29 protein-coding genes are annotated in these 21606 nt (G+C 60.6%); 13 read left to right on the forward strand and 16 right to left on the reverse strand.

The genetic code is table 11. From position 1 onward, the window contains the following. Nucleotides 1–59 precede the first annotated feature (59 nt). From K426_RS29445 to K426_RS29460, 4 genes are all read left to right on the forward strand, one after another. Nucleotides 60–323 (forward strand): hypothetical protein, encoded by a 264-nt coding sequence (locus K426_RS29445; protein WP_037471423.1) that lies wholly within the window; start codon nucleotides 60–62, stop codon nucleotides 321–323. Then, nucleotides 320–532, forward strand: a complete 213-nt coding sequence (locus tag K426_RS29450) for a hypothetical protein (RefSeq protein ID WP_059153606.1) — start codon at nucleotides 320–322, stop codon at nucleotides 530–532. Before K426_RS29445 ends, K426_RS29450 begins: the two co-directional genes overlap by 4 nt. A gap of 47 nt (nucleotides 533–579) precedes the next feature. Continuing rightward, nucleotides 580–1026: a hypothetical protein gene (locus K426_RS29455; RefSeq protein ID WP_030540870.1), complete on the forward strand. Its 447-nt coding sequence runs from the start codon at nucleotides 580–582 to the stop codon at nucleotides 1024–1026. Between the two features lie 377 nt (nucleotides 1027–1403). After that, nucleotides 1404–1664 (forward strand): hypothetical protein, encoded by a 261-nt coding sequence (locus K426_RS29460; RefSeq protein ID WP_030540871.1) that lies wholly within the window; start codon nucleotides 1404–1406, stop codon nucleotides 1662–1664. Nucleotides 1665–1715: 51 nt separating this feature from the next. Here K426_RS29460 and K426_RS29465 read toward each other — a convergent pair whose 3' ends face one another. Both K426_RS29465 and K426_RS31025 read right to left on the reverse strand, forming a co-directional pair. Beyond that, the gene (locus K426_RS29465) at nucleotides 1716–1976 is read right to left on the reverse strand and encodes a hypothetical protein (protein WP_228223103.1); all 261 of its coding nucleotides are present in this window, start codon (nucleotides 1974–1976) and stop codon (nucleotides 1716–1718) included. Between the two features lie 32 nt (nucleotides 1977–2008). Further along, a complete protein-coding gene (locus K426_RS31025) occupies nucleotides 2009–2266 on the reverse strand; it encodes a helix-turn-helix domain-containing protein (RefSeq protein ID WP_008827847.1) in 258 nt (85 codons plus the stop codon). 125 nt (nucleotides 2267–2391) lie between these two features. Between K426_RS31025 and K426_RS29470 the strand changes: the two genes are divergently transcribed. The 9 genes from K426_RS29470 to K426_RS29510 all read left to right on the forward strand — a co-directional run bounded on the left by K426_RS29470 (nucleotide 2392) and on the right by K426_RS29510 (nucleotide 8841). Next, nucleotides 2392–3150, forward strand: a complete 759-nt coding sequence (locus K426_RS29470; protein ID WP_051768229.1) for a sigma factor-like helix-turn-helix DNA-binding protein — start codon at nucleotides 2392–2394, stop codon at nucleotides 3148–3150. Next, the gene (locus tag K426_RS29475; protein WP_030540873.1) at nucleotides 3140–3832 is read left to right on the forward strand and encodes a recombinase family protein; all 693 of its coding nucleotides are present in this window, start codon (nucleotides 3140–3142) and stop codon (nucleotides 3830–3832) included. Before K426_RS29470 ends, K426_RS29475 begins: the two co-directional genes overlap by 11 nt. Nucleotides 3833–4225: 393 nt before the next feature. Further along, nucleotides 4226–4540 (forward strand): single-stranded DNA-binding protein, encoded by a 315-nt coding sequence (locus tag K426_RS29480; RefSeq protein ID WP_030540874.1) that lies wholly within the window; start codon nucleotides 4226–4228, stop codon nucleotides 4538–4540. 108 nt (nucleotides 4541–4648) lie between these two features. After that, entirely contained in the window at nucleotides 4649–4900 is a 252-nt protein-coding gene (locus K426_RS29485) for a helix-turn-helix transcriptional regulator (protein WP_059153604.1), read from the forward strand. Between the two features lie 9 nt (nucleotides 4901–4909). Further along, the gene (locus tag K426_RS29490; RefSeq protein WP_228168057.1) at nucleotides 4910–5257 is read left to right on the forward strand and encodes a hypothetical protein; all 348 of its coding nucleotides are present in this window, start codon (nucleotides 4910–4912) and stop codon (nucleotides 5255–5257) included. A 30-nt stretch (nucleotides 5258–5287) separates the two neighbouring features. Continuing rightward, on the forward strand, nucleotides 5288–6046 hold the full coding sequence (locus K426_RS29495) for a ParA family protein (RefSeq protein WP_197524567.1): 759 nt from the start codon (nucleotides 5288–5290) through the stop codon (nucleotides 6044–6046). Beyond that, the gene (locus K426_RS29500) at nucleotides 6043–7068 is read left to right on the forward strand and encodes a ParB/RepB/Spo0J family partition protein (protein ID WP_059153603.1); all 1026 of its coding nucleotides are present in this window, start codon (nucleotides 6043–6045) and stop codon (nucleotides 7066–7068) included. Before K426_RS29495 ends, K426_RS29500 begins: the two co-directional genes overlap by 4 nt. A 191-nt stretch (nucleotides 7069–7259) precedes the next feature. After that, the gene (gene mobC, locus K426_RS29505; RefSeq protein WP_021245545.1) at nucleotides 7260–7811 is read left to right on the forward strand and encodes a plasmid mobilization relaxosome protein MobC; all 552 of its coding nucleotides are present in this window, start codon (nucleotides 7260–7262) and stop codon (nucleotides 7809–7811) included. Next, on the forward strand, nucleotides 7798–8841 hold the full coding sequence (locus K426_RS29510; RefSeq protein ID WP_021245546.1) for a relaxase/mobilization nuclease domain-containing protein: 1044 nt from the start codon (nucleotides 7798–7800) through the stop codon (nucleotides 8839–8841). Before mobC ends, K426_RS29510 begins: the two co-directional genes overlap by 14 nt. Here K426_RS29510 and K426_RS29515 read toward each other — a convergent pair whose 3' ends face one another. Genes K426_RS29515 through K426_RS29575 form a run of 14 tightly spaced genes read right to left on the reverse strand, consistent with a single transcriptional unit; the run spans nucleotide 8842 to nucleotide 21605 of the window. Beyond that, a complete protein-coding gene (locus K426_RS29515; protein ID WP_020819802.1) occupies nucleotides 8842–9072 on the reverse strand; it encodes a hypothetical protein in 231 nt (76 codons plus the stop codon). Between the two features lie 59 nt (nucleotides 9073–9131). After that, nucleotides 9132–9581, reverse strand: coding sequence for a hypothetical protein (locus tag K426_RS29520; RefSeq protein ID WP_021245547.1), 450 nt, complete (start codon nucleotides 9579–9581; stop codon nucleotides 9132–9134). A gap of 39 nt (nucleotides 9582–9620) precedes the next feature. Continuing rightward, nucleotides 9621–10805, reverse strand: coding sequence for an LPD7 domain-containing protein (locus K426_RS29525; protein WP_020819804.1), 1185 nt, complete (start codon nucleotides 10803–10805; stop codon nucleotides 9621–9623). After that, nucleotides 10795–12696 carry a type IV secretory system conjugative DNA transfer family protein gene (locus K426_RS29530; protein ID WP_059153602.1) on the reverse strand — a complete coding sequence of 634 codons (1902 nt, stop codon included), beginning with the start codon at nucleotides 12694–12696 and terminating at the stop codon, nucleotides 10795–10797. Before K426_RS29530 ends, K426_RS29525 begins: the two co-directional genes overlap by 11 nt. Beyond that, nucleotides 12674–13666 carry a P-type DNA transfer ATPase VirB11 gene (virB11, locus tag K426_RS29535; RefSeq protein ID WP_011627746.1) on the reverse strand — a complete coding sequence of 331 codons (993 nt, stop codon included), beginning with the start codon at nucleotides 13664–13666 and terminating at the stop codon, nucleotides 12674–12676. The genes K426_RS29530 and virB11 overlap by 23 nt, the downstream gene beginning before the upstream one ends. Continuing rightward, a complete protein-coding gene (virB10, locus tag K426_RS29540; protein WP_059153601.1) occupies nucleotides 13663–14931 on the reverse strand; it encodes a type IV secretion system protein VirB10 in 1269 nt (422 codons plus the stop codon). Before virB10 ends, virB11 begins: the two co-directional genes overlap by 4 nt. Nucleotide 14932: 1 nt before the next feature. Next, entirely contained in the window at nucleotides 14933–15775 is an 843-nt protein-coding gene (locus K426_RS29545; RefSeq protein WP_059153600.1) for a TrbG/VirB9 family P-type conjugative transfer protein, read from the reverse strand. Continuing rightward, nucleotides 15772–16455, reverse strand: a complete 684-nt coding sequence (locus K426_RS29550; RefSeq protein WP_059153599.1) for a virB8 family protein — start codon at nucleotides 16453–16455, stop codon at nucleotides 15772–15774. Before K426_RS29550 ends, K426_RS29545 begins: the two co-directional genes overlap by 4 nt. A 9-nt stretch (nucleotides 16456–16464) precedes the next feature. Beyond that, nucleotides 16465–16785: a hypothetical protein gene (locus K426_RS31030; protein ID WP_022684495.1), complete on the reverse strand. Its 321-nt coding sequence runs from the start codon at nucleotides 16783–16785 to the stop codon at nucleotides 16465–16467. A gap of 10 nt (nucleotides 16786–16795) precedes the next feature. Continuing rightward, nucleotides 16796–17812: a type IV secretion system protein gene (locus tag K426_RS29555; protein ID WP_059153598.1), complete on the reverse strand. Its 1017-nt coding sequence runs from the start codon at nucleotides 17810–17812 to the stop codon at nucleotides 16796–16798. 43 nt (nucleotides 17813–17855) lie between these two features. Next, entirely contained in the window at nucleotides 17856–18161 is a 306-nt protein-coding gene (locus tag K426_RS29560; protein WP_059153597.1) for a hypothetical protein, read from the reverse strand. 1 nt (nucleotide 18162) lies between these two features. After that, nucleotides 18163–18876, reverse strand: a complete 714-nt coding sequence (locus K426_RS29565; RefSeq protein ID WP_059153596.1) for a type IV secretion system protein — start codon at nucleotides 18874–18876, stop codon at nucleotides 18163–18165. A 13-nt stretch (nucleotides 18877–18889) separates the two neighbouring features. Next, entirely contained in the window at nucleotides 18890–21274 is a 2385-nt protein-coding gene (locus K426_RS29570; protein ID WP_006949654.1) for a VirB4 family type IV secretion/conjugal transfer ATPase, read from the reverse strand. Beyond that, nucleotides 21261–21605: a type IV secretion system protein VirB3 gene (locus tag K426_RS29575; protein ID WP_006949650.1), complete on the reverse strand. Its 345-nt coding sequence runs from the start codon at nucleotides 21603–21605 to the stop codon at nucleotides 21261–21263. Before K426_RS29575 ends, K426_RS29570 begins: the two co-directional genes overlap by 14 nt. Between the last annotated feature and the right edge of the window lies 1 nt (nucleotide 21606).

Here is a 21606-nt window from a genome sequence, read left to right on the forward strand (position 1 = left end):
AAAGGGAGGCTTCGGCCTCCCTTTTTTTGCCGAACCGCCTGATTGTCAGGAGACGCAAATTGACCGACTTCGCACAAGCACGGCTCGATATGTTCGAGAGCGGTTTATTCGGCCAGGGCAATGCTTTCTGGCGCTGGATCGCCACGGACGAGGCGCGGCCCTATCTGACCGCTTTCGCCGTCGATCGCGCGCCACCCAGCGGAAGCGAGTTTTTCGCGGCCGATCTTAGCGCCGAGGATCTACTTGATTCCGAACACCTGGCCGAGCTGGCCCAGAAGATCGAAGCGGCTCACGGCTACCCCAAGACAGGAGAACGACAGTGACCGCATCACTCGCCGAGCGTCGCAGTCCGCTCACCATCAAGCCCGACCCGTCCAAGGCCGCGCAGGCGTGCCGCCTGCTGATCCGCGCCTATCTTGACGGCCCCGATGGCGTCGAATGGTCGGACGTCCAAGACGCCCTGACCGTCGCCCTGCAAGCCTTTCACTTGCCGGAGACGTTCGTTGAAACCGAGGGCGGACGATGGCAGTAAGGCACAGCACTTCGCGCCGTGGCTTCCGAAACACGCAGGAGAATTCAATGCGGAACATCGCTCTAGTCCTGGCATTACTTGCCACCACTGGCCCCGTAGCAGCGCAGGATTACCTAGGCACGCATCTCGACTCGGTTCGAGACGAAACACTGCGTCGTCACCAACAGGACATGGTGACGGACAGGCCTGGCGAGAGAAGGTCCAAGGCGCCTCCGCGTACCACGCCGTCACGGCAGGTTTCGCAGGCCGAGCGGCAAGCCGCCTTCTCTAGAAACAAGGCCGAGTATCGTCGCAGGATGCTGCGGGACGGCCCCGCCGCAGCGAACCGATGGCTGGACGAGCAGGCTGGCGCAGCCCCGGCCGACGCCCGTCCGAGGGCGACAACGCGCACCGGCAAGACGAGCTGCAAGAAGGTTCGCTGGGTCAATCGCGCGACGCCGGGATTCGGTGGAGGCCCGATGACAATGAGCCGGGTCGCCGTCTGCGCGGACTAGTTTGCGAGGGACGCGATCCGCCCCGACCCGGCACGACTTAAGCGCTTAAGCGAAGCCGCCCCTCGGGGCGGCCTGGTTCGCCTATCGCGACCCCGGCGTTGCGCCGGCGTCGGGTTCCTTGTTCGCAGCTCCGGCCGGCGGCCGCGTAGCATGCTCCGCACAGCTCACCCCTTCATTCCCTGCATTACAACCAGCTCCATCATTCTGCTGCACCACCACCAGGCGTGCCGTTGAGCTGTTGTTGCCGGGGTTAGGATCCACGACCCCCGCAGGTGGAGTCACCGTGGCCGTGCTGACTAGCCGCAGCCGCCTAGCGGCCCGCAGCGGTGGCCGGGGAACCGGCCACCGCACCCGCAATCCGAGACAGGAGCCACGCCATGAGCAACGACACCGAGACGGCAGCCCGTGCCCTGGTCGAAGCCACCCGCAGCGGCAAGCTCGGCGACGCCTACCGCGTCCTGGACAAACGCCCCGTGGACGAGGTGCAGGCAATCGCCTTGCAGGCCGGATTCTCGTGCATCAGCCGCACCAACCGGCGCAGCTTCATGGTGCACATCGTCCGCCAGGTGGCGGACGCCGCCCGCAACAAGACCGACGGCTACGGCCTGCGCGACCTCGCCGCCAAGGCGGCGCGCTGACGCCCGCCGCCAAGGGCCGTGACCGGCCCCTTAGCGCCGTGCGCGCCGGGGTTATTTGCGAGTAGCTGTGCGCTGTTGCTCCGCCACGTCGCGGATCATAGCTGCCCAGCATCCCAAGATCATGCCCTCTTCATTATCGACTTCGCTTGTGGCGACCGCATAGATACCCAGCAAGTTTGCAACCTCGCTCGCCTCGACAATGCCTTGGCGCGCAAGCAGCGTGGCAAACATCGAGAGTGCTCCCCCCATTGCCCGCACCAGCGGCGCATCTTGTAGCAGTCGGTCAAATTCGCGGGGCGGGTTACTGGACATAGATTGTTCCGATCAAATTAAGCGACTGCCTTTCAGGACTTATCGCGGGAAGTGCTATCCGCTGCCAATAATTCGACAACCGATAATCCGAAAACATCGGCAAGGCTCTCCAAGGTAGCAAGCGTTGGATTACCATGTCCGCGCACCATGTATGAAATATGTGACGCCGCAACGCCCGAGCGTTCGGACAACTCCCCTTGAGTTATGCCTAGTTTCTTTAGTTCGCGAGCGATGTTGGCCCCTAGCTGGGCCATCAACGGCGATGTTCGTTTCAGGTATATGGTTGGCATCGTGTTCGCGTCCTTCTGGCTAGGCGCAGAATGTCGGCACGGGCAGCATGGCGCAATAGGGTTGCTCTAGAAGCTATTTGCGCCATGGCTTTCGCGCCTAGCGCAGATGGTATAGATTGTGCGCCATGTTCGTGCTGGAACATGGGATAATGAACATGCAGTCACCGATCGCGCTGTTTAATGCGAAGCTTGCCAAGACGGCGAACCATAGCGCAACGGCTTCGGCTGATAGCCTCGGCGGCAGCGCGATCGAGCGGATCAACGATCCTCACATTATGGACAAACTGCTAGCAACTCTCGAACCGCGAGAAGAGCAAATTGTGCGCCTAAGGATTGGTGGTCCCGAGGGGGAAGCGCAAACGCAGCGAACAGTGGCAAGTGTGGTGGGGCTTTCGCCTGGTTCGATCGGACAGATCGAAGCAAAGGCCTACAGACGGATGCGATGGGTGATGAACAATCTCGGCACGGACGCGGCCGTGCTCGATGCGCTCATTGCGAAGCGAAATGCTGATAGGGCGCGGGAAGAGGAAGTTGCCGCTAGCGCGGCCGAAGCAGCGGCCAGAGAGCAGGACCAAAAAAGGATTGATGCTCGACACCGCGATGAAAGGCGGCGCGCGAAAGCTCGAAAGCGAGCGTGGGAGCGCCAGCTACGCAAGGCGGAGGAACAGCACCAGGCCTTGAATGATGAGGCGGCTTATCTTGCGCAGCGCATAATCGCGCTAGAAGGACGGAACCGGGTCATTCGCATGTTTCTCCCCCGCAATTCTGAGCTTGAGCGATTGCGCGCAAGAGCGCGCCAGTGCGGAATTGAAATCGCACAAGCGGACGCAGGCATTGCCAAGCTTCGCTCATCGCCGCCCGAGGGGCCTGACCTTGCTGACTGAGAACGTTCCTTCCCCTGCCCCACAGATTGCCCGCGTCTATCTGCGCGTCAGCACCGACGCGCAGGATTTGCGTCGCCAAGACGCGATCGTGGGCGAAGCAAAGGCCGCAGGCTACTATGTCGCGGCGGTCTATCGAGAGAAGGCATCGGGTGCCCGCGCCGACCGCCCCGAGCTTTTGCGAATGATTGCCGATCTTCAACCCGGCGAAGTAGTGATCGCGGAGAAGATCGACCGGATAAGTCGTCTCCCCTTGACCGAGGCTGAGCAGCTGGTTGAGACAATTCGTGCGCGAGGCGCGCGACTTGCCATTCCCGGCGTCGTGGACCTGTCCGACCTCGCGGCCGATGCCGATGGCATCGCCCGCATCGTGCTCGAATCTGTTCAGGCGATGCTCTTGAAGATCGCCTTACAGATGGCCCACGACGATTACACCGATCGCCGCGAGCGACAGCGCCAGGGTATCGCCTTGGCAAAAGCCGCAGGTCGCAGCGGAGGGCGCAAAGGCGATCGGGCAACGCACGCCCGCATTGTGGCATTGCGCGAGGCGGGCAAGAGCATTGCCAAAACGGCAGAGCTGGCCGATTGCGACCGCAGCACAGTCAAGCGAGTATGGGCGGCGCATCGCGCCGCCCAGGTGCAAGAACCCAGCCCTCAGCGAAATCACCGTGAGCGGAAACGCTGATTGCCCTTTCTGTTCGGCTTCGCGCCGGTGGCAGCTGCCACCGGCAGTCCCCTGCCCGCGTCAACGGACTGCCAGCCAGGGAAAGAGCGGCGGAGCCGCGACAGGGTTTTCCAATCGCCCCCATGCCGATCGAGCGCAGCGACCTATGGGCGCCAATGGCCGGTGGCAGCTGCCACCACCGCCAGTCCAAATTGCTGCATCTACTCGGGCGGTTTCCTTTGGGCGTTGCTGTCTGACGGATACGAACTGCGCATCGCCACTAATGCGGGCAAGCAGAAAACCGGCCTTCGGCCTTGGGTTTCCGCAAGCGGACCCTCCCATTTTCAGCTTGCCCGCGTGGCTCAGCTCCGCCGCAAAAAATCCGTCAGCAACGCTTATCCAAAGGAGACTACCATGCAGAACATCGCTGAATTTCGGATCATCGGCCGCGTTGGCAGTGTCGATACGACCGATAAAGTCACCCACGTTTCCGTCGCCGCGAACTACAACCGCAAGGATGGCGATGAATGGAAGACCGATACGCACTGGAACCGTGTGACGTTCTTCCGCCAGCTGGCAGAGCGCGCCGCTGATCTGGGCAAGGGCGACCTCGTTCACATCACCGGACGGGTCCGCCAGAACAGCTACGAGAGCAATGGCGAAACCCGCTACTCGGTGGACCTGATCGCTGAGGGGCTGGGCATCCTGACGAGGGGCGGGGCTGATTAAGCCCCCTCCCTTTCCCCATAAGACGGGCGGCCTAGCGGCCGCCCTTTTTTGTGGACAATGCCTCTCATAGACCCTAACGATAATAGGGTTTAATTTTGCGAGGCATTTGTGGCGGCCAAACTGTTCAATCGTGTAGCGAGCTTGCGCATCGCTGCCGGACTTACGCAATCCGAGCTGGCGGCGAGGATTCACGTCTCACCTGAAACAGTCGCCGCCATCGAGAACGGCAGGCAGGACGCCACTTTGATAACGGCGCTCCGAATGTCCCACGCACTGCGAACTCAAGTGCCGAACATCTTTAGGGAGCAGCCTTTCCCTAAGCTGATCGGCTCCGATCGAGGCGAGAGCCGCACAGCTTAGGAGGTCACTATGCGCCGTCAGATCGTCAGCAAACTCCGGCGTGCAGCAAGCGCGCTACGGACGGCTATGCTTTTGGCGTGGCTTATCCTGCTGATCGCAGCTGGCGCGCTCATGCTGATCGTGGCTCTTATTGTCGCCACGCTGGCCCACGCTGCCTTTGGCTGGTGGGGCGTGGCCGTGGTCGCAGCTTTCGTGCTGGCGGCTATCTTCGGCAAAGATCCACCGACCGAACCAACCAGCCCGCGTCGCAAGCGCAAGGGCCTTCACCTGAATGACGATCCGAACCCATGGTATATGCAGTCGCAGTATCGCTTCGGATCGGGAAATAGCGCCGCCCATAACCGCTGGCACAAGTAGCCCGTGGCGCAGCCATTGAAGGGATTCTCAATGCGAACAATCGTAGTGACTAATGAGCGCGGTGGCATCGGCAAGACCACGCTTACCTGTCATATCGCGTGGCATCTGGCCGAGCAGGGCAAGCGTGTCGTGGTCCTTGACCTGGACAAGCAATGCCACAGTGCCGGAATGCTGAAAGCCGAGTTCGAGCAGATCGGGCCGGTTCAGTCGATACTCGACTTCGCCCCCGTCGAGGAACCTCCGGCGCTGGCTTGCTTCAAGAACACGAGGCAAGTGGTCGAACTGACGACTGACGGCCCGCAGCAGGGCCAGCACATCGCCGCCTATGTTCGCGCCATTCGTGCCGGCCTTGCCAAGCACTACGACTATTGCGTGATCGACACGGCCCCGGCTTGGGATGGCCGCAACCTTATGGCGCTGATCGCATCCGATTATGTCGCGGTGCCTTTAGACCCCGACAAAACCGCACGGCAATCGCTCAACGAGATTTCGCAAAGCATCAGCCTTGCCAATAAGGTTCGGGGGGAGGGCAACGAAACCCGCTTCGGGATCGTGTTCAATCGTGTGCAGACGACGAGTGAAGTGTCTAAAATGCTCATGGAGCGGATCGGGCAGGCGCTACCCGCCAATGTTGTCCCGCATACCATCCCGCACCGCGAGCATATGCGCGAGGCGGCCCTTCTCGAAATTCCCGTGTGGCGACTTGCCAAGGATACGCGCCGCAGCGCGCCGGTCCTGCGCGAAGTCGTCTCCTACATTGTCGATCAAGCTGAGAGGGAAGCCGCATGAGCAAGGCAGCTGTCAAACCGGCGAAGAAGAGCTTTGCCGACTTCGATATGGACGCGATGGATTTTTCGGCCGTCCCCGCGAATACCGAGTTCAAGGCAGCTGGGCGGTTTCAGCGCCTTCCGCTCGCTGACATTGATCCAGACCCCGCGCAGGTTCGCCGGGAGTTCGACCAGGCCGAGATTGATGCACTGGCCGCGACCATCAAGGACCGCGGCTTGCTGCAACCCATCGTCGTCGCGCCAACATCGAACGGCCGCTACATCATCCGATACGGCGAGCGGCGCTACCGCGCGTGCCGCCAGCTTGGTTTCGACCAGATCGACACCGTTCTGGATCAGGCCGACGCCGAACGCGATATTGGCCTCGACCAGTTTCTTGAGAACGAACAACGCCAAGCCCTAAGTCTGGCCGAGCGCGTCAGTTTCATCGCGAGCCGCGTCAGTGACACGCTTTCGACAAAGGATCTAGCCGCGCGCATCGCCAAGCCGCATTCGGAAGTGAAGCGCCTCTACTCGCTGCGCACCTTGCCCGAGGACATTCTTGCCGCGTTGAAGAATTGTTCTCCGCGCGCCGCCGTCGCCATCAAACACGCGATCGAGCTGGACGAGGAGGCCACGCGCAATTTCGTGGTCACGAATGAAAATCCGACAGCCGCCGCCTGCGAGCAGTTTCTTGCCACGCTCCAAGGCGGTCCCGATGAAGAGAGCGCTCAGGCCGGCGCCGCTAAACCGAATGACGATTCAGCGCTGCCCCAAGAATCGCGCGCGCCGGTGGCAGCTGCCACCAGTGCAGCAGATGAGCGTCGGGAGCGGCCCGAACTGGATGCCGGCGACGACGAGCGGGAAGGGGAGGGCGCTGCGCTTGCCGAGCGTTCCGATCACAAGCCGCGCACCCCCCGTCAGCCGAAAGAGGCCAACGACGCACCGGCCATCATCATTCAGGGCCGTCGCGGGATTGTTCTCAGCGGCCAGGTCACGGTTCGGTTCGACGGCGAGGCTGCGCCCCAAACCTTCGACTTCTGATAGCTTTTACCGTCCACGTTCACTCAGCATTGAGGCGGCGTGGAATTTTGAAGCGGTGGCAGTTGCCACCGCTTTTTGTTTGTGGGGTAGGTATCTACTTTATGGCAGGATAAGCCTTGCGGCGGCTAATGTTAACCGATACGCTCAATCCTATCGGATCGCGCTTCACGGTTGGGAGATACCTACCCCACATGGAAAAGACGCTGGGCTTCAAGATCGAGGCGGCCAAGCTCGCAAAGATCGACGCGCTCGCGCAGACGAGGGGAGGGCGCGGCCCCTTCATGCGTCAGCTGGTTGACGCGGTGCTCAGGCAGTCCGGGGCGGCCATCGAGGCCGCGCCTGTTGCCGACCGCGAGGCCGCTGGCGAGCACCGCCTTTATCTTCGGCCCACCGAAACCGAACTGGCCGTGATCCGCCATCGCGCAAAGGAGCGCCGCATGACCCCGGCGACCTGGGCGATGGCTCTTGTGCGGCGACACATCGGCATTGCCGCGCCTGTCGATCGCGAGTTGCGCGAAGAGCTGTTGAATTGCCGTCAGGCGTTACAGCGCATTGGCCGCAACGTGAATCAGATCGCCCGAGCGGCGAACAAGATGGCGCTGGCGGACAATGCAGCGGAGATCGCCGGCGAGCTGCATAAGGTCAACGACCTGCGCGCGGCGATCGGCGCGGCCGTCGAAGGTATCGGTGCAGCCACGAAGGCCGATCTTGTCTATTGGGAGGTGCCCGGTGAGCGACTTTGACAGCAGCTTTGAGGCGGGCCAGCTCGCCGCGCTGTTCAAACCAAAGCTGACCAGCGACCCGAACAGGCGCGGCGCCGACATGTTGCTGCGCTCGCTTAGTTCGAGGCGAGCAGGCCAGGGCGGGAGCACCCGGGCGCGGCTTGCTCGCATTGTCAGCCGTGCTCCGGAGGTCATGGTCAAGGTTACGGGCAGGCCGAAGGGCAAGAACCACGCGGCTGCGCATTTCGACTATATCGGCCGAAAAGGCGATGTGCCGCTTGAAACGCGCGATGGCGACATTCTGACTGACAAGGAAGATCGGGCGGCGCTGGCGCGCGATTGGGGCGATCCTGTCTATTGGCGTGACAATTCTACCGTAGCCGCCGTGAGCATGGTTTTTTCGATGCCGGCAGGCACAGACCCCGACAAGGTTCTTTCAGCGGTGCGCGAAGTCGCGCGGAGCGAGATCGGGCATGAGTGGGATTACGTCCTGGCGCTGCATACGGACACACCACGGCCTCACGTGCATGTGACGGTTGCAGCGCGCGGTGACACGGGGAAACGCTTCAACCCGCGACCTCAAACGCTGCATCATTACCGGGAGCGCTTTGCCGAGGAATTGCGGGCGAGGGGGGTTACTGCCGAGGCAACGCCTCGCGCAGCGCGCGGTGTCGGCCGAGCTGGTCAAAGCATGGCCCTGAATCGGATGCGGCAGCGCTACATGGCCGGCACCGCACCTGCACCGTTTGCCAATCAGAAGATCACTGCGGCCGCGCGAGACCAGCTGGCGGGGCGGTCCACCGCTCCGGATTTCGTGGTGCGCGGGCGGCAGGCATGGACTGAGACGCAACACCGCTATCTAGCCGCCGCCAAGCGCCTTGAGGCAAGCAGCGATCCAGCTGACCGCCAGCTTGCCGACCAGGTGCGGCAATTTGTGGGGGCAGGGCGAACGCCTACAATTCATGAGCGATCGGTAGCCGCGATGGAGCGGAAGCGGCAGAGCGAACGATCTAGGAACCGCGATCGTTCGCGGGAAGGGCCAGGACGATAGTTACTGGCCGTGCTTGGTCCAGCCAACGCTGTTTGCGCGTTCCAAAGCGACCAAGGCGTCTGATACCGCCTTCTGCGCGACTAGAAGATAACCTTCGGCAATACTGGGCCATGTTAACTCATCGAACGGATTTGTGACGTTGCCGTTGAAATAATCGAGAGCTTCATGGGCGCGTGCAGCCGCCTCGATTACCTTGGCGGTTTGTTTCTTTGCCCTGTCAGATTTCTTCATCGTGCCTCATGAGGCCATAGCCCATCAAGAGATCGCAAGCGGTGGCAGCTGCCACCGCTCTACCTTCCGTCAGTTTTGAGCCCGCCACGATCTACGGACAGCTGGGGTATCATCGGATACTTTAAGGCTTCACGCTCCCGCGCCCGACCTTCATCTATCCCGTATGATGCGCCAATCATCAAACCTACGAAGAACACGGGGATCATGAGCAGGAGCATCGAGCCGAAGCGTGCTCTACGGCGAGAGCTTTGGATCGCGAGCGCATCACGTTGCAGCTTGAGGGCTGTTATGATCGTCTCGGTAGCAAGGGTGATTTCATGGGCGTCGTCGCCCACATTTGTAAGCAATTGCTCAACGTCCGTCAGAGGGCGTTCTACCTGTTTACCCACTTCGCTTAGATCAGACCAAGCGAGGTTTCTGGAATGAATCACGCGAAGCAAGGTTTCAATGTGACGATCGAGATCGGACACGCCTCTCGATGGCACCGGATCAGGCCGGGGAATGTTCATCGTGCGGTTTCCTGTTTCCAAAAAGCATGTGCCATGCACTTAGCGCGAGCGTGACGGCTTCCTTTCCTGCTGGCGCAGCGTCAAATCCTCGCGCGCTATGCGGGTAGCCTCGTTCTGGCGCTGTTGCTCGAAACGGGCAGCAGGGACCGGCGCGCCAACCTCAATACGCTTGGCGACAGTTTCCTTGGCCCGCTCTATGAAGCGATCCCTGTCTTCCTTTTGGGTGAACCGGGTTTTCGCTTCGATCGCTGCCGCCAGGACGTGCGATTGCGCGGCCTTGAATTGCGGGTTGGCCGCATTATCCCGATGCGAATTGCGCCGGAACTGTTCGGCCGCAGCACGAGATTCTGAGGGGTCTTGCTTTGCCATGCTCGCTCTCTTTGCCGGGTCTTGTGCTTCGCGGGCCTTATCTCGCGCCGCCAGCCTTTCTCCCTCAAGTTTAAGCTGTTCAGACGGCTTGAACCCTTTCACTTCGACCCCCGATCGCGCCGCTTCCAGATAGACCGCCTTCTTGAATTCGTCGCTTCCATGAACACGGATCGACTGCCAGCCATTGTGCTTCGCGATCGCGATAGCATCGCCAATGGCATAGTCCTTGTTGATGCGAATGCCGTCTTGGCCCTTGATCGACATATCGGGCTTGTCATCGCGGCCGCTACGGAAAAGATCATTCCCAACGCGCAGATATTTGCGTTCGAGCTGCGTGGGCAGAGCCAAGCGTGTGTCGTCAACTTGCTTGTCATCCTTTGGCGCTGCCTTCGATGGAACCTCAGCTTTCGCGGGCGCAGCACCGTCTTTGCTCTCCGCCCTGGCTCGCTCACCCTCATGGATATTGAGCGATTTATCGGCCGATGCGGTCGGAGCCGCTTCGCGCTTCGCTTGCCGGGGCCACGCATTAAGGTCGGCCCGCACTCTGCTTTCGTGTCCGCGCAATTCGTCGGCAGGCGCTCCGCGTTTCAGCGCCTTATTATACTCTTCGACAGCCGGCGTCAGATATTGCGCAACCGGCGTGGACCCATCATTGCGCCAATCCGTGGACGCCAGATAAGCGGTTTTTCCGCCTTTCTGCATCGTCAGCGCGTGGTCATATTGGTTTTCCAGCTTGGCAAATGCCTTCATGGCATCGGGGAATCTCGCAAAGGTTTCCTTGCTGTTCCCAGGGCCAAGAATTTCGTAGGAGCGCGGCGTCTTTGCTTGGCGTTCGCTGTTGTCATTATCGGCCATATTCTTCTCCTTCACTCAGAACTAGATCCCGGCGCTGACCTTCCCACTCCTCTTTCGTCGGGTCGGGACCAATAATGTCGTCGAAGTTGATTTCATCGAAAGCCATGCTGCCGTCCTTCACTGTCAGGTTCGGCATATCGCGATCGAGGGCGAGAACGTCTTCGGGAATGTCCTGCACCTGGTCATCGGCCAGTGCGGAATAATCATTGAAAGCCGCCAGCTCTTCATCGCTCAGATCATCGACGGCCGCGATCGGCGCGACCGGCTTGGGCAGCGCCGGCACTTCCGGCGCAGGCGTCAAGCGCGAGCGGAACACGGCATCCTTGAAGTAGCGGATTTTCTTCCCGCGAATGACGGGGATGCCGCCCCGGATGACGAGTATATCGTCTTCGGGCAGCTGCATCAGCTCTTGCGGGAGCATCAGCGCGCGGCGCTGTTCGGAGATCGTCTTGCTTCGATTGGCGAGCAATCCATGTATCGTCAGGGACCGGCTTTCCGCATCCTGACCAAGATAGCCGAGGCGTTCGGACAGTTCCTTTGCGACCCGCAGCTCCTTCGGCGTGAAAGCAATTTCGACCCCGCAGTTTGATACGATTTCGTCCGCGCCATGCTCACCATAGACATTCCGCAGCTGGGAGCGGGACTGGATGACGGGGAGCAGACGCAGCCCATAGCCGCGCACATAGGAGAACGCATTGGCAATGACCTGGGCGCGGCCGAGCCGCGCAAATTCGTCCAGAATGAGCAGCACGGATAGCTTTTCACCATCGTCGGGCAGTTGCCGCGTGTTGAGGTCGATCAGCTGTTGGAAAAACAGATTGTAGAGCGGCGCGACCCTATCGAGTTCATCCGGCGAGACACCGAGATAGATCGAGGTCGGGATGCGGCGAAGGTCCGTCAGGGAAAAGTCGCTTTCGGCCGTCGCGCGATCGACAATTGGATTGATCCAGAGATTGAGCTTGGAGGTGACGGTCTGGATAATGCCGGTGAATGTGTTGTCCGCGCTGGACGTAAAATCGCTCAGCGCGGCGCGGCACCCTTCCGATAGTGCACTATCGCCAGCTTCCTTGGTGAAGAATGCCTTCATCCCCGGCATCGTGATGGTCCGGTATATCTCGCCAAACGAGAAGGGACGTTCAGGCTTGGCCGCGATCCACGATGCAATGCCGACAAAGGCCGTGCGCGCTGATTCCGTCCAGAATGCCTCGCCCTTCTCCGGGGGCACGAAGAGCATCGTGGCGATCTTCTGCAATTCGACCAGGACCTCAATTGGATCGGCCCTGTTGATGTAGCTAAGCGGATTGTAGCGGGCTGTGCGGCCTTCTCTGTCCGTAGGGTTGAACAGCACAACCTTTTGGCCGCCCTTGCGGCGGAAACCCGCCGTGATTTCATAGTTCTCGCGCTTAATATCGAGCACGACAACCGAATCCGGCCATTGCAACAGATTGGGGATGACGATGCCAACGCCCTTGCCCGATCCGGTAGGCGCTTCGAGCAATACATGCTCCATCTTGCCCACCATAAGGAAGCGGTTGCGGACGCGGCCGAGCACAATGCCCTTTTTCGCGCGAAGGCCCGCCTTGCGGATTTCGCCTTCGCGCGCGAAGCGGGCTTCACCGTGAAGGTTCCTTTTCGGCCGCAGGACGATCGCCATAAGCAACACCGGCAGCGGCACGCCTATGACCGCGCCTCGCCAGAGCGCTTCGGTCACGACAGGATCATGGCGGTAATACCAGAAGAAGCCGGGGAGCCTGAGCGGATCATAAGCCGCGGCGGGCATCTTGAGAAAGAACCACGCCACCGTCCCGGTCAGCAGGCCGATCAGCAGCAGTGTGATCGGAAGGAGGACAAGGGCCAGCGCGAGCCTGTTAGAGCCTGTTTTCTGGATCAAAATATATCTCCGTCACGCGAAAGCGGCCTTCGACCTTCTTGGTTTGCACGACCACATCCACCAGCAGCTTGAGCAGGCTGCGAATGTCGTCACGGGCCAGATCGGCGCCGCCCTCGCTTTCCTTGACCAGCAATGTCAGCTGTTCGAACGCGAGTTCGGCCGAGTCCGCATGGATCGTCGTGATCGAGCCGGGATGGCCTGAGTTGACGTTGCGGAGATAGAAGAACGCGGTGCCGTCGCGCAGCTCCTGCAACAGTATCCGGTCAGGCCGCATACGCAGGGCCGATTCCAGAAGATCCTTTGCAGAGATTTTCGCGGTGCCCTGCTTGTCCTTCGCGTAGAGCATGTGGACCACGTTGCGATGCGGAACGACCAATTCGCGCGTGTCTTCGATCGTCAGCAGCCGCTCATGCGGCGGAATAAGCTGGATCAGCCCTTTAGAGAGCGTCGTCTTTCCCGAGCCGGTAGCGCCCGAAATCAGGATATTTTTGCGGCCCTGAACTGCCTTTTGGAAAAATTCGACATGTTTTCCTGCATCGAGCAGATCGCGCAATTCAACATCGAGCGGTGAGACTTGCCGGGTTGCGATCTTTGTCTCGCTAAACAGCCCACCGCGCTCGAAGTCCTCCATCGTCAACGTCACCGATGACGGTTTGCGGATGGTGATGGACACCGTGCCGGCAGGGACAGCAGGCGGCACAACCAGCTGCACACGCTCACCGCTGGGGAGGATTGTGGAGCAGATTGGTGTGGACTGGCTTATGTCCTGATGCGTGAAAGCCGCCGCTGCCCGCGCGAGCGCGAGCAGCGACTTTTCGTTGAGGTCAGGCAATGTCTCCCAGGACCACCCATCGCGCGTTTCAATCGCCGCCTCGCCAGCCTTGTTAATCACCAGTTCCGTTACGTCCTCACGCGCGAGCAGAGGGCGCAGCGGCAGCAAGGCGTTTTCGAGGACAGCCGTATTGCTCATTGGCCGCGCCGAAGCCGAAGGCCGTAGATGTTGGAGAAGTCGAAGTCGCGCGCGACCATGATCCCCACTTCCGCGCCCTGATTGATGCGAAGCACCGGCTGAATCTGCATCGTGTCCCGCAAAATCGTGTCCGATGCTTGGCTGGGAACCCGTGTGACATTATCCGCGTCGGAGACTTCCGAGGCGGCGATCGAGGCGGCATCGTTGAGCGAGCTGAACAACAGCGCGGCCCCGAAGCGTTCCCAAAAGAAGTTCTTCACGCCGCCTGCCATACCTGAACGGCCAAGCGCATCGCTGGCGGGCGAACCTACGTCGATCGCCACGCCGCGAGGCGTGACCGCGCGGTTCCATACCGCAAAGAGACGATATTTGCCGCGCTGGACGCCGGTTTGATATTCGCCCAAGACGCGCGTTCCCTTTTCCAGCAGGACGACGCGGCCGTTGTCCGAATAAATGTCGCGGGGAATGATGCAGCTGACATATCCGGGCTGACTGGAATCCATTGCGGTTTGCAGCACGCACGGAATGAACGACCCCGCAAGGATCAGCATATCGCGGTTGCCAATGTCGCGGCCTGACACCCGATCGATTTGCGAGGTCTGGCGCATGTTTTCGAGATTGGTCCGGCGCGATCCACCTTGCCCATCCCCATCGGCCGACGCACCAATTAACTGCGCGCCCTGTCCTCCTGCGCCGCCGCCCATGGGCAGGCCGGTGGCAGCTGCCACCGCTCCACCGACCCCGCCGCCGTTTTCGCCGCCATAGGCCATGATCCCGGCGCGGCGTTGGGCCTCAGCGATGACTTGTCCCTCAGACTTTTGGGGGCGGCCATTCGCGCCGCCCGTGCGGGGCGCTTGGCTTCCATCAAGCGCCGGCACTTCCGTCATGGGCACCGGGGCGTTCGGATCATTCGGCGCATCGGCAAGCGTTGGGGCTATGATTGACTTCGGATCGTAGTTGGCGAGTTGCCTTTCATCCGGCTTTTCCGCTTTCTCGGCCTTTTCGGTTGGATCGCTCCGCATCGCGTCGATGGTGCTAAAACCGAGCACGATCGCGCCGCAGGCAACCGCAGCGAGAACGACCGCCTTTTTGGGGTCGATCGACCTGTTCGGCAGGGCGGCAATCTTCGCCTGGCGCTCGCTTTGCCGCTCAATGTCTTCCGGATCGGGCACCGGCTCCGACGCAAGGGGCCGGTTCTCGACCGTCTCGCCCTGCGAAATGATGTTGTCGCCATGCGGCGCATTGTCATGATCGTTCGCAGCCATCTTACTCAACCCCTGTGGTTCGCTCGACCAGCCCCGAGGCCGTGTCAGTTTTGGGATCGCGCCCGTAATAGTCAGTCTTCTGATTGTGGATGCAGAGCACTTCGAGGCCCCGGCGCAGTCGGATTGTCCCGTAAACCCCGTGCAGCACCACATATTCATCGCGCACATCGAAGGAGGCGATGGCTTCCGATCCATCAGGATTGACGATGAAGAACGCCGGCAACTCACGCTGGTTGGGAAAGCGCATTACCGTGAACTGTCCGTTGTCAGACACTTCGGAGGGCTGGATGGCGGTCGATCCTTGCATGATGTAGTCGGCGTTGCGCGTGCCTTCCAGCACGCCAATATCGAGCGCGGACTTCACCGCGCCGCGTTCCAAGGCTTTCAGCTGGGCCAGCTGGGCCATTGCGGCTTGCGCCTGCGCTTCGGCCGCTTCCTGTTCAGGATAGCGGAAAACGACCGTATAGAAGCCGCTGCCCCGCTGCGTTGGCGACAGAGCGAACCGATAGCTGCGCGGGCCATAGCGCGAACGTGTAATGACTGTCAGGTTCGTGCGACCCGCTCGCTCGCGTGGTTTGATGAAGAGCGAATTGGCAGCCGGTGCGACTTCCCAGGACACGGTATCACCCAGCGCCACATGCTCGACCACTTCATCCTTGGCGAAGACGATTTCCGTGGCGATGCGGAACACGCCCGGAATCTCATAGACTTGCCGATCATTGTAGTTCGCTTCACGAACCCGGTGATCGAGCACAGTCGCATGGGGCGTTTCTTCGGCCATCGCCGGCGACGCAGCCAGCGCGATCGCGAGCGCAAACGGGGCGCTCCACTTCAACACGGTCATTGGGGCACCTCCACGTCAGCGCGATAGCTCTCGACCTGATAGCCAAGCGGATTCTTGAAGCGGTCCACTTCCTTGCTCGGCGTGCCATCGACCTTGTATTTGATGGTCGCGACGGCATCGGTTTTGGTCGAGTTCGAGCCGGTCACAGATTCCTTGGTAAAATAGACCTGCGCGACGTTGCCGCCCAGGAACGACACCCGCTTGATCTCGACAAAAACATCAGTGCGGTTCGCAAGGATGTTTTGCGGGCTTTGGGGATTGTCGGTCTTGTAGAAGCGTGACCACCGATCCTGTTCGGGCCGCGCCGACATGACCATGACCGCATCGAAATATTCTTCGCGAGCGGCCGCTATCCAGCCTTCGCGATAGCGGACATAGGTAGCGAGGAAATACTTACGGACCGCCTCGTCATAGGTGATCGTCGCGTCACCGTGGAGCTTGGCGGCGATCGACGCCTCGCCCGTGTTACGGTCCACCGTGATAACATATGGCTCGACCGTTTTCAGAGGCGTCAGGGCTGCAACGGCCACAACGCCAGCAGTCGCCAGCGCGCCAGCAACGCCAGCGACGGCCCACGCCAGCTTTTTGGAGCGCTCGGCCGCCGCAAGCTTGTCACGTTCCCAGCTTGCAGCCTCTTCAAAATAGGCTTTCAGCTCGTCCTTTGGAATACCAACTGCCATCGTAACACCTCAGCAATTCGAGTAGATCGGGCCGCGCAGCGAGGCGCTTAGACGCGGCACTTCGACCGCCCGCGATGCGTCCGACTGTTCATTGCCCGGAGTGGATGGGTCTGCCGGGGCCGCGTCCGGCGTTGCCGGTGCACCCTGATTGAACACGTCCACATTTGCCGGCGCGGTTCGCTGTGCGGCCTGATCCGGGATTGAGGGGAGGGTAAGCCCATGCGGATTGGCAGGCCGCATCGGCCCCTCACATTTGGCTGGCTTTTTTACGGGCTGACCTGCGCAGGCCGCCAGCGCCAGGCAGATTCCGAGTCCAAGCAACTTGCGCATATTCGTTCCCTCAAGCTCTGGTGATTGTGTTTCGGTTGCGCCAACGGCGAACCGCCGACGAGAAGCCCCGTCCCATGCTGGCTCCCATGGCGCGGGCATCGCTGGCCGCGTGGCCTGCGCCCGTTGCCATCGCGCCGCCACCCTTCGTCACCGCGTTGCCGAACTGCGTCACCATTGCAGCCGCGCCGCCACCCAGCGAGGCAGCAATTCCGGGGATTTGGATGAAGAAAAAGCAGGCGAGAATGTAGAACGCGATGATCCGGATACAGGTGCTCCAGATGTTGTCAAAATCGCCATCGAATGTTGCTGTTGCGGATTCAGCGACATTGGCCACAACCAGCACAAGAAGCATCGCAAATAGCGACAACATCAGAAAATTGAGGACGCTGCCGAGCCACGAGAAGAAATAGCTTCTGGTGGAATCGAACAGCAGCGCTGCTACGAAGATCGGCCCGACCACCGCCAGACATGCAAGCGCAAAGAGCGCGTAGAGCACGATTACGAAGCCAACGGCCAGGGCGAACAGGGCCGCGATCGCTGTCAAAAGAATGATGATAGTGGCACCGATACACAGCATAATTGCGGCGGCAGCGCCGGGAATATCAGTCAGTGAGGCGTGTTCCTCTGCGTATTTCTCGGTCGCATCCTGCATCGCGAGCAGTGCATCATCGACCCGCGCCCACATCCCATCGAAAGACCCGCCAACGCCTTCCGGTGAGCCGCCTACGATCGAGGCAAACTCATGCGGTAGGCCGGTCACGATCATTTGTGCGAGCGATGCTCCATAGAGGTTTGTCACAGCATAATAGAGCGCGGCCAGCATCAGCGAGCGATAGACATATTCGCGGAAGGGGTATTGCACCGCCCCGCGCATGATCGCGTAGCCTAGCAAGATTATGTAAATGATCATGCCAGTGCGGAGCGGTCCAGCGATCCACCCAACAAACCCAGCATAGTTGGATACAACTACCGAATTGAGTTCGTTGGTGAAGCCCTGATAGGCATTCGTAAAGAGATCGTATTCCACCAGCCCGCTCCGATTAGGTGTAATTCAAGCTGTTTTTTCAGCCTTACATTCCAGCTGCCGCGCGCGCTCGCGCACGCTGCTCATCGCGTTTGCGCGACCTTTCAATGGAGGCGATTTTGTTCTTGATGCCTCCGCAATTGCGCGCCACTGGCATGGGGAGGTCCGACTGTTTGAGTTCGCTGTTCACGATCTTGTCGCACTCAGCGACGATCACCGGAATCTGATCCTCATGAGTTTTGAGCCAATCAACATCATGATAGGTCATCAGAATCTCGGGAAATGTGGGCGCGCGTTCGCAGCCGGCGAGAAAGCCGGCTGCGCTGATCGCAAGAAGGACCATCTTCTTCATGTCAGATTCCAGCTGCCGCTCGCGCTCGCGCACGCTGCTCATCGCGTTTGCGCGACCTGTCCGCAAAAGCTTCGGCCGTGTGCGCCGCGGCCTCTGCTCTGCGCGCTCGCTCCAACGCTTCGACGCGGAGTTGATCGTTCATCATCGACGCGCTTTCGAGCTGGATGCGGGCTTGAAGGTCCGCAACTTCCTTTGCGGTCGATGCGGTCGCAAGTCGATTGCGCAGCTCTTCCAGACCTTCGCCGCGCGATGTGGCCGCTTCGCCCATGCCTTCGGCCATGGCCTTGTCCATCGCGATCGAGCGAGCTGTCTGGTAGCGAACATCGGTTTGATCGCCATTCGCGGACACGCCGAGACGTTCGAGCATGTCCTGATAGATCGCATCGGAACGGCCGCCGTAGCCGCCGCCGCCGCTGAAATCGCCGCGCGCCATGCGTTCGAGGGAGTTCACATCGACGCCGAGCGTGCGAAGCGAATCCGTCTTGAGCTGGTTGGCGATCGAGGAAACATCGGTCAGCTGGTTCAGCCCTTGGTAGAGCTGCTGCGCTTCCGCAATCTGCTGGCGACCTTGCTCAATCATCTGCATGGTCTTCTGGATTTGTTCGATATGCTTGAGCACGGACGTGCTATCGAACACAGGGATACCCTGCGCACTGGCTGGCGTCGCGGCCGCAAGGCTCCCGATCGACACAGCCGCCAAGAAAAGCTGCTTCATAGTCTCACTCCTTTCAGCTTGGGCGCCGGCGCCGGTGAAATTCCGGCAACCAGAGCTTCGGATCATTGCCCAGTTCGGCAATCACTTCGCGGGCCACGCCCGTTGTCTCAGCGCGCCCCGACAGCACGGCGAGTTCATCGTCCATGCCAATGAGATCCAGGCCGACCACAACGGAGTCATGGCCCTGCTTCACGAGGAATTTGCGGCTTTCCGGCGACAGCTCTTCGCGCACCAGCTTAAATTCCGCCTCCGAGAGCGAGAAGCCTTCGATGTAATCCCGGCGCTGGCCGAACGGATTGGGCAGGAAGATTTTCGTCGCGACCTGCTCCAAGATCGAATGGCTGATCGTGGACCGCAGCGCGTCTGCAGGCGACTGCGTTGCAAAGACGAGGAACGCGTTGCGCTTGCGGTATGTCTTGAGGCCATCCTGCGCAAATGCTGTGAACGCCGGATCGGCCAGCGCCTTCCAAAATTCGTCAATCGCAATCACCATGCGCTCGCCTGTCAGGAGCGCGTCTATCCGCTCGAACAAGTAGAGCATGACCGGCGTGCGGATTTCCGCGTTTTCGAGGAAGTCGGTCATATCGAAGCCCACGAAACGGGCTTCGAGCGACATGGAATCTTCCTCATTATCGAAAACCCAGCCAAGGTTCCCCTCGGAGGTCCACTTGACCAGGCGCGCGCCGACGCCGCCCGAGTCCGACATACCGAGCATGGTCCGCAGCGCCGACAGCGAGCGTTGCTCGCGCGGCAGCTTCATCACGGCTTCAATGCCATCGTCGATCAGGTGCGATTCCTGCACCGTGATCGGCGCACCCTCTTGCTTCACCAGCTGGCGGATGAAGCGACCGAGGAACGCGCGATGAGAAGCCGTATTGTCGAGTGCCTTGAGCGGAGCGAACCCCGTAGGCTCCCCGTTGCGCAGCGCGAGATAGGTGCCGCCACTGGCGCGGACAAAAATCTCCGCGCCCTGATCCTTGTCGATGAAGATATGGCGCGCGTTGAACTTTTCGAGCTGCGCCATCAGGAAATTGACCAGCACCGTCTTGCCGCCGCCCGATGGACCAATGACCATCGAATGGCCCAGGTCCGCCGAATGGAAATTGAAGTAATATGGGCTGCGCGCGCTTGTCTTGAGCAGCGCGACCGCAGGCCCCCAATGATTGCCGTCCTCGTGCCCTGCCGGGAACGTATGGAAGGGCGAGAACGCAGAGAAGTTATAGGACGTGATCGGTGCGGGGCGCGCCCTCCACGCGAAATTGCCGACCAGCTGCGACCAATAGGCAGCTTCCAGCGCCGCGCTTTCGCGGGCGGCGACCATGCCCGTATCGGCCAGCGCAGCGCGCGCGATCGACATATTATCGCGCAGCTTTTTCAAATCTTCCGCGAACACCGTCAGCGTGAAATGATGGTCCCCCAGCACAAAGCGGTTCGATTGCAAATCGTCCGCCGCGTCGATCAACTCATCCATCTGACTGATCGCCTTGTCACCGGCGTTCGCCATTTGGGTCTGGCGAAGCCGGAACCGTTCTGTTGCCGCTGTGCGCGACAGGAACGTGAACGACTGCGTTATGGCGAGGCTGAAATCGACCGAGAGCAGCGATTCAAACTGGCGCGGCGTTGTCGATGACGGATACTCGCGAATGCCGAAAATGCCGCCGAACATCGAATGATCGGCGTCGCGGACCTCAAATGTCTCAGCGCCGATAATGGCGCGGCTCGCATAGAGCGCCGATCCGAGGCGACCACGAACCAGAGGACAGCGCCGATAGCGCCCGGTCATCACCTGGTTCAGTATTTCCAGCGGTTCGGAGAACAGGAGGCCCCGGTGCTCATAGATGCCGACACGGCGCGGACGAACGCGCAGCAGCAGCTTTTCCAGATCGCGCACCTTGTCTTCCAGCAGCTCTAGAGCTTCCGCGATATTGGCGTTCTTGTCCTCCTGCTTCTTGCGCAGGAAATCCATCAGCTTGTCGGTCGCGTTTGCTGTTGGGCGGATCACGACCGTCATGAAGAAGCGGTTGCGGAACATCCGTTCAGCCGTCATCCGCTCATAATATTTTTGATCGAGCTTCGCGGCGAAATGGGAGCGGAACGTGCCGCCCGGATAGTCGCGCACACGCATCCGCAACATGTGCGTCCAGATCGAAAGCCGCTCGTCATGGATATTGCGCCAGACCCCGTTGAGGCGCGTGTGCCAATCGTTCAGATCGCGCACGTCCGAAGTCTCGAAAGGACGGCCATCCAGTTCGAGCATGAGCATAAGATCGCCATTATCGAGGGCGACCACATGCTCATTGACATGCCGCGAATACGGCAAGAATTTCTCTGGCATTTCCTCCCGCTTGGCCTTGTCAAAAGGCACCTTCTCCGCGAGCGCGCTCTTACCGAACACCACGACCAAATCCCTTTCGCTTGATTCCGTAGAGCGGTAGCGGCGTGTAGCTCGACCCACCCCAAAAGACGCGGTTCCGGTTCGCCGCTTTGGTCCGGCCCCAAAGGAAGATCAGCCGGAATGCGTTCACGTCATGCCGCACGATGAGCCGCGCCATCGCATAAAGCGCGACGGCGGCCGCGCCGCCGTAGAGAGGATTGCCCGAACCAACCAACGTGATTGCGCCCGCCATGATGATGAGCGCGCCCGCCTCAATGGGAACACCCGCCCACAAAGCGGGGCGGGTGACGGCCAAGAACAGCGGGTCTTTTGTCATTTCTTCCTGACCGTCCATC

Source organism: Sphingobium sp. TKS, from assembly GCF_001563265.1.
Lineage (GTDB): Bacteria > Pseudomonadota > Alphaproteobacteria > Sphingomonadales > Sphingomonadaceae > Sphingobium.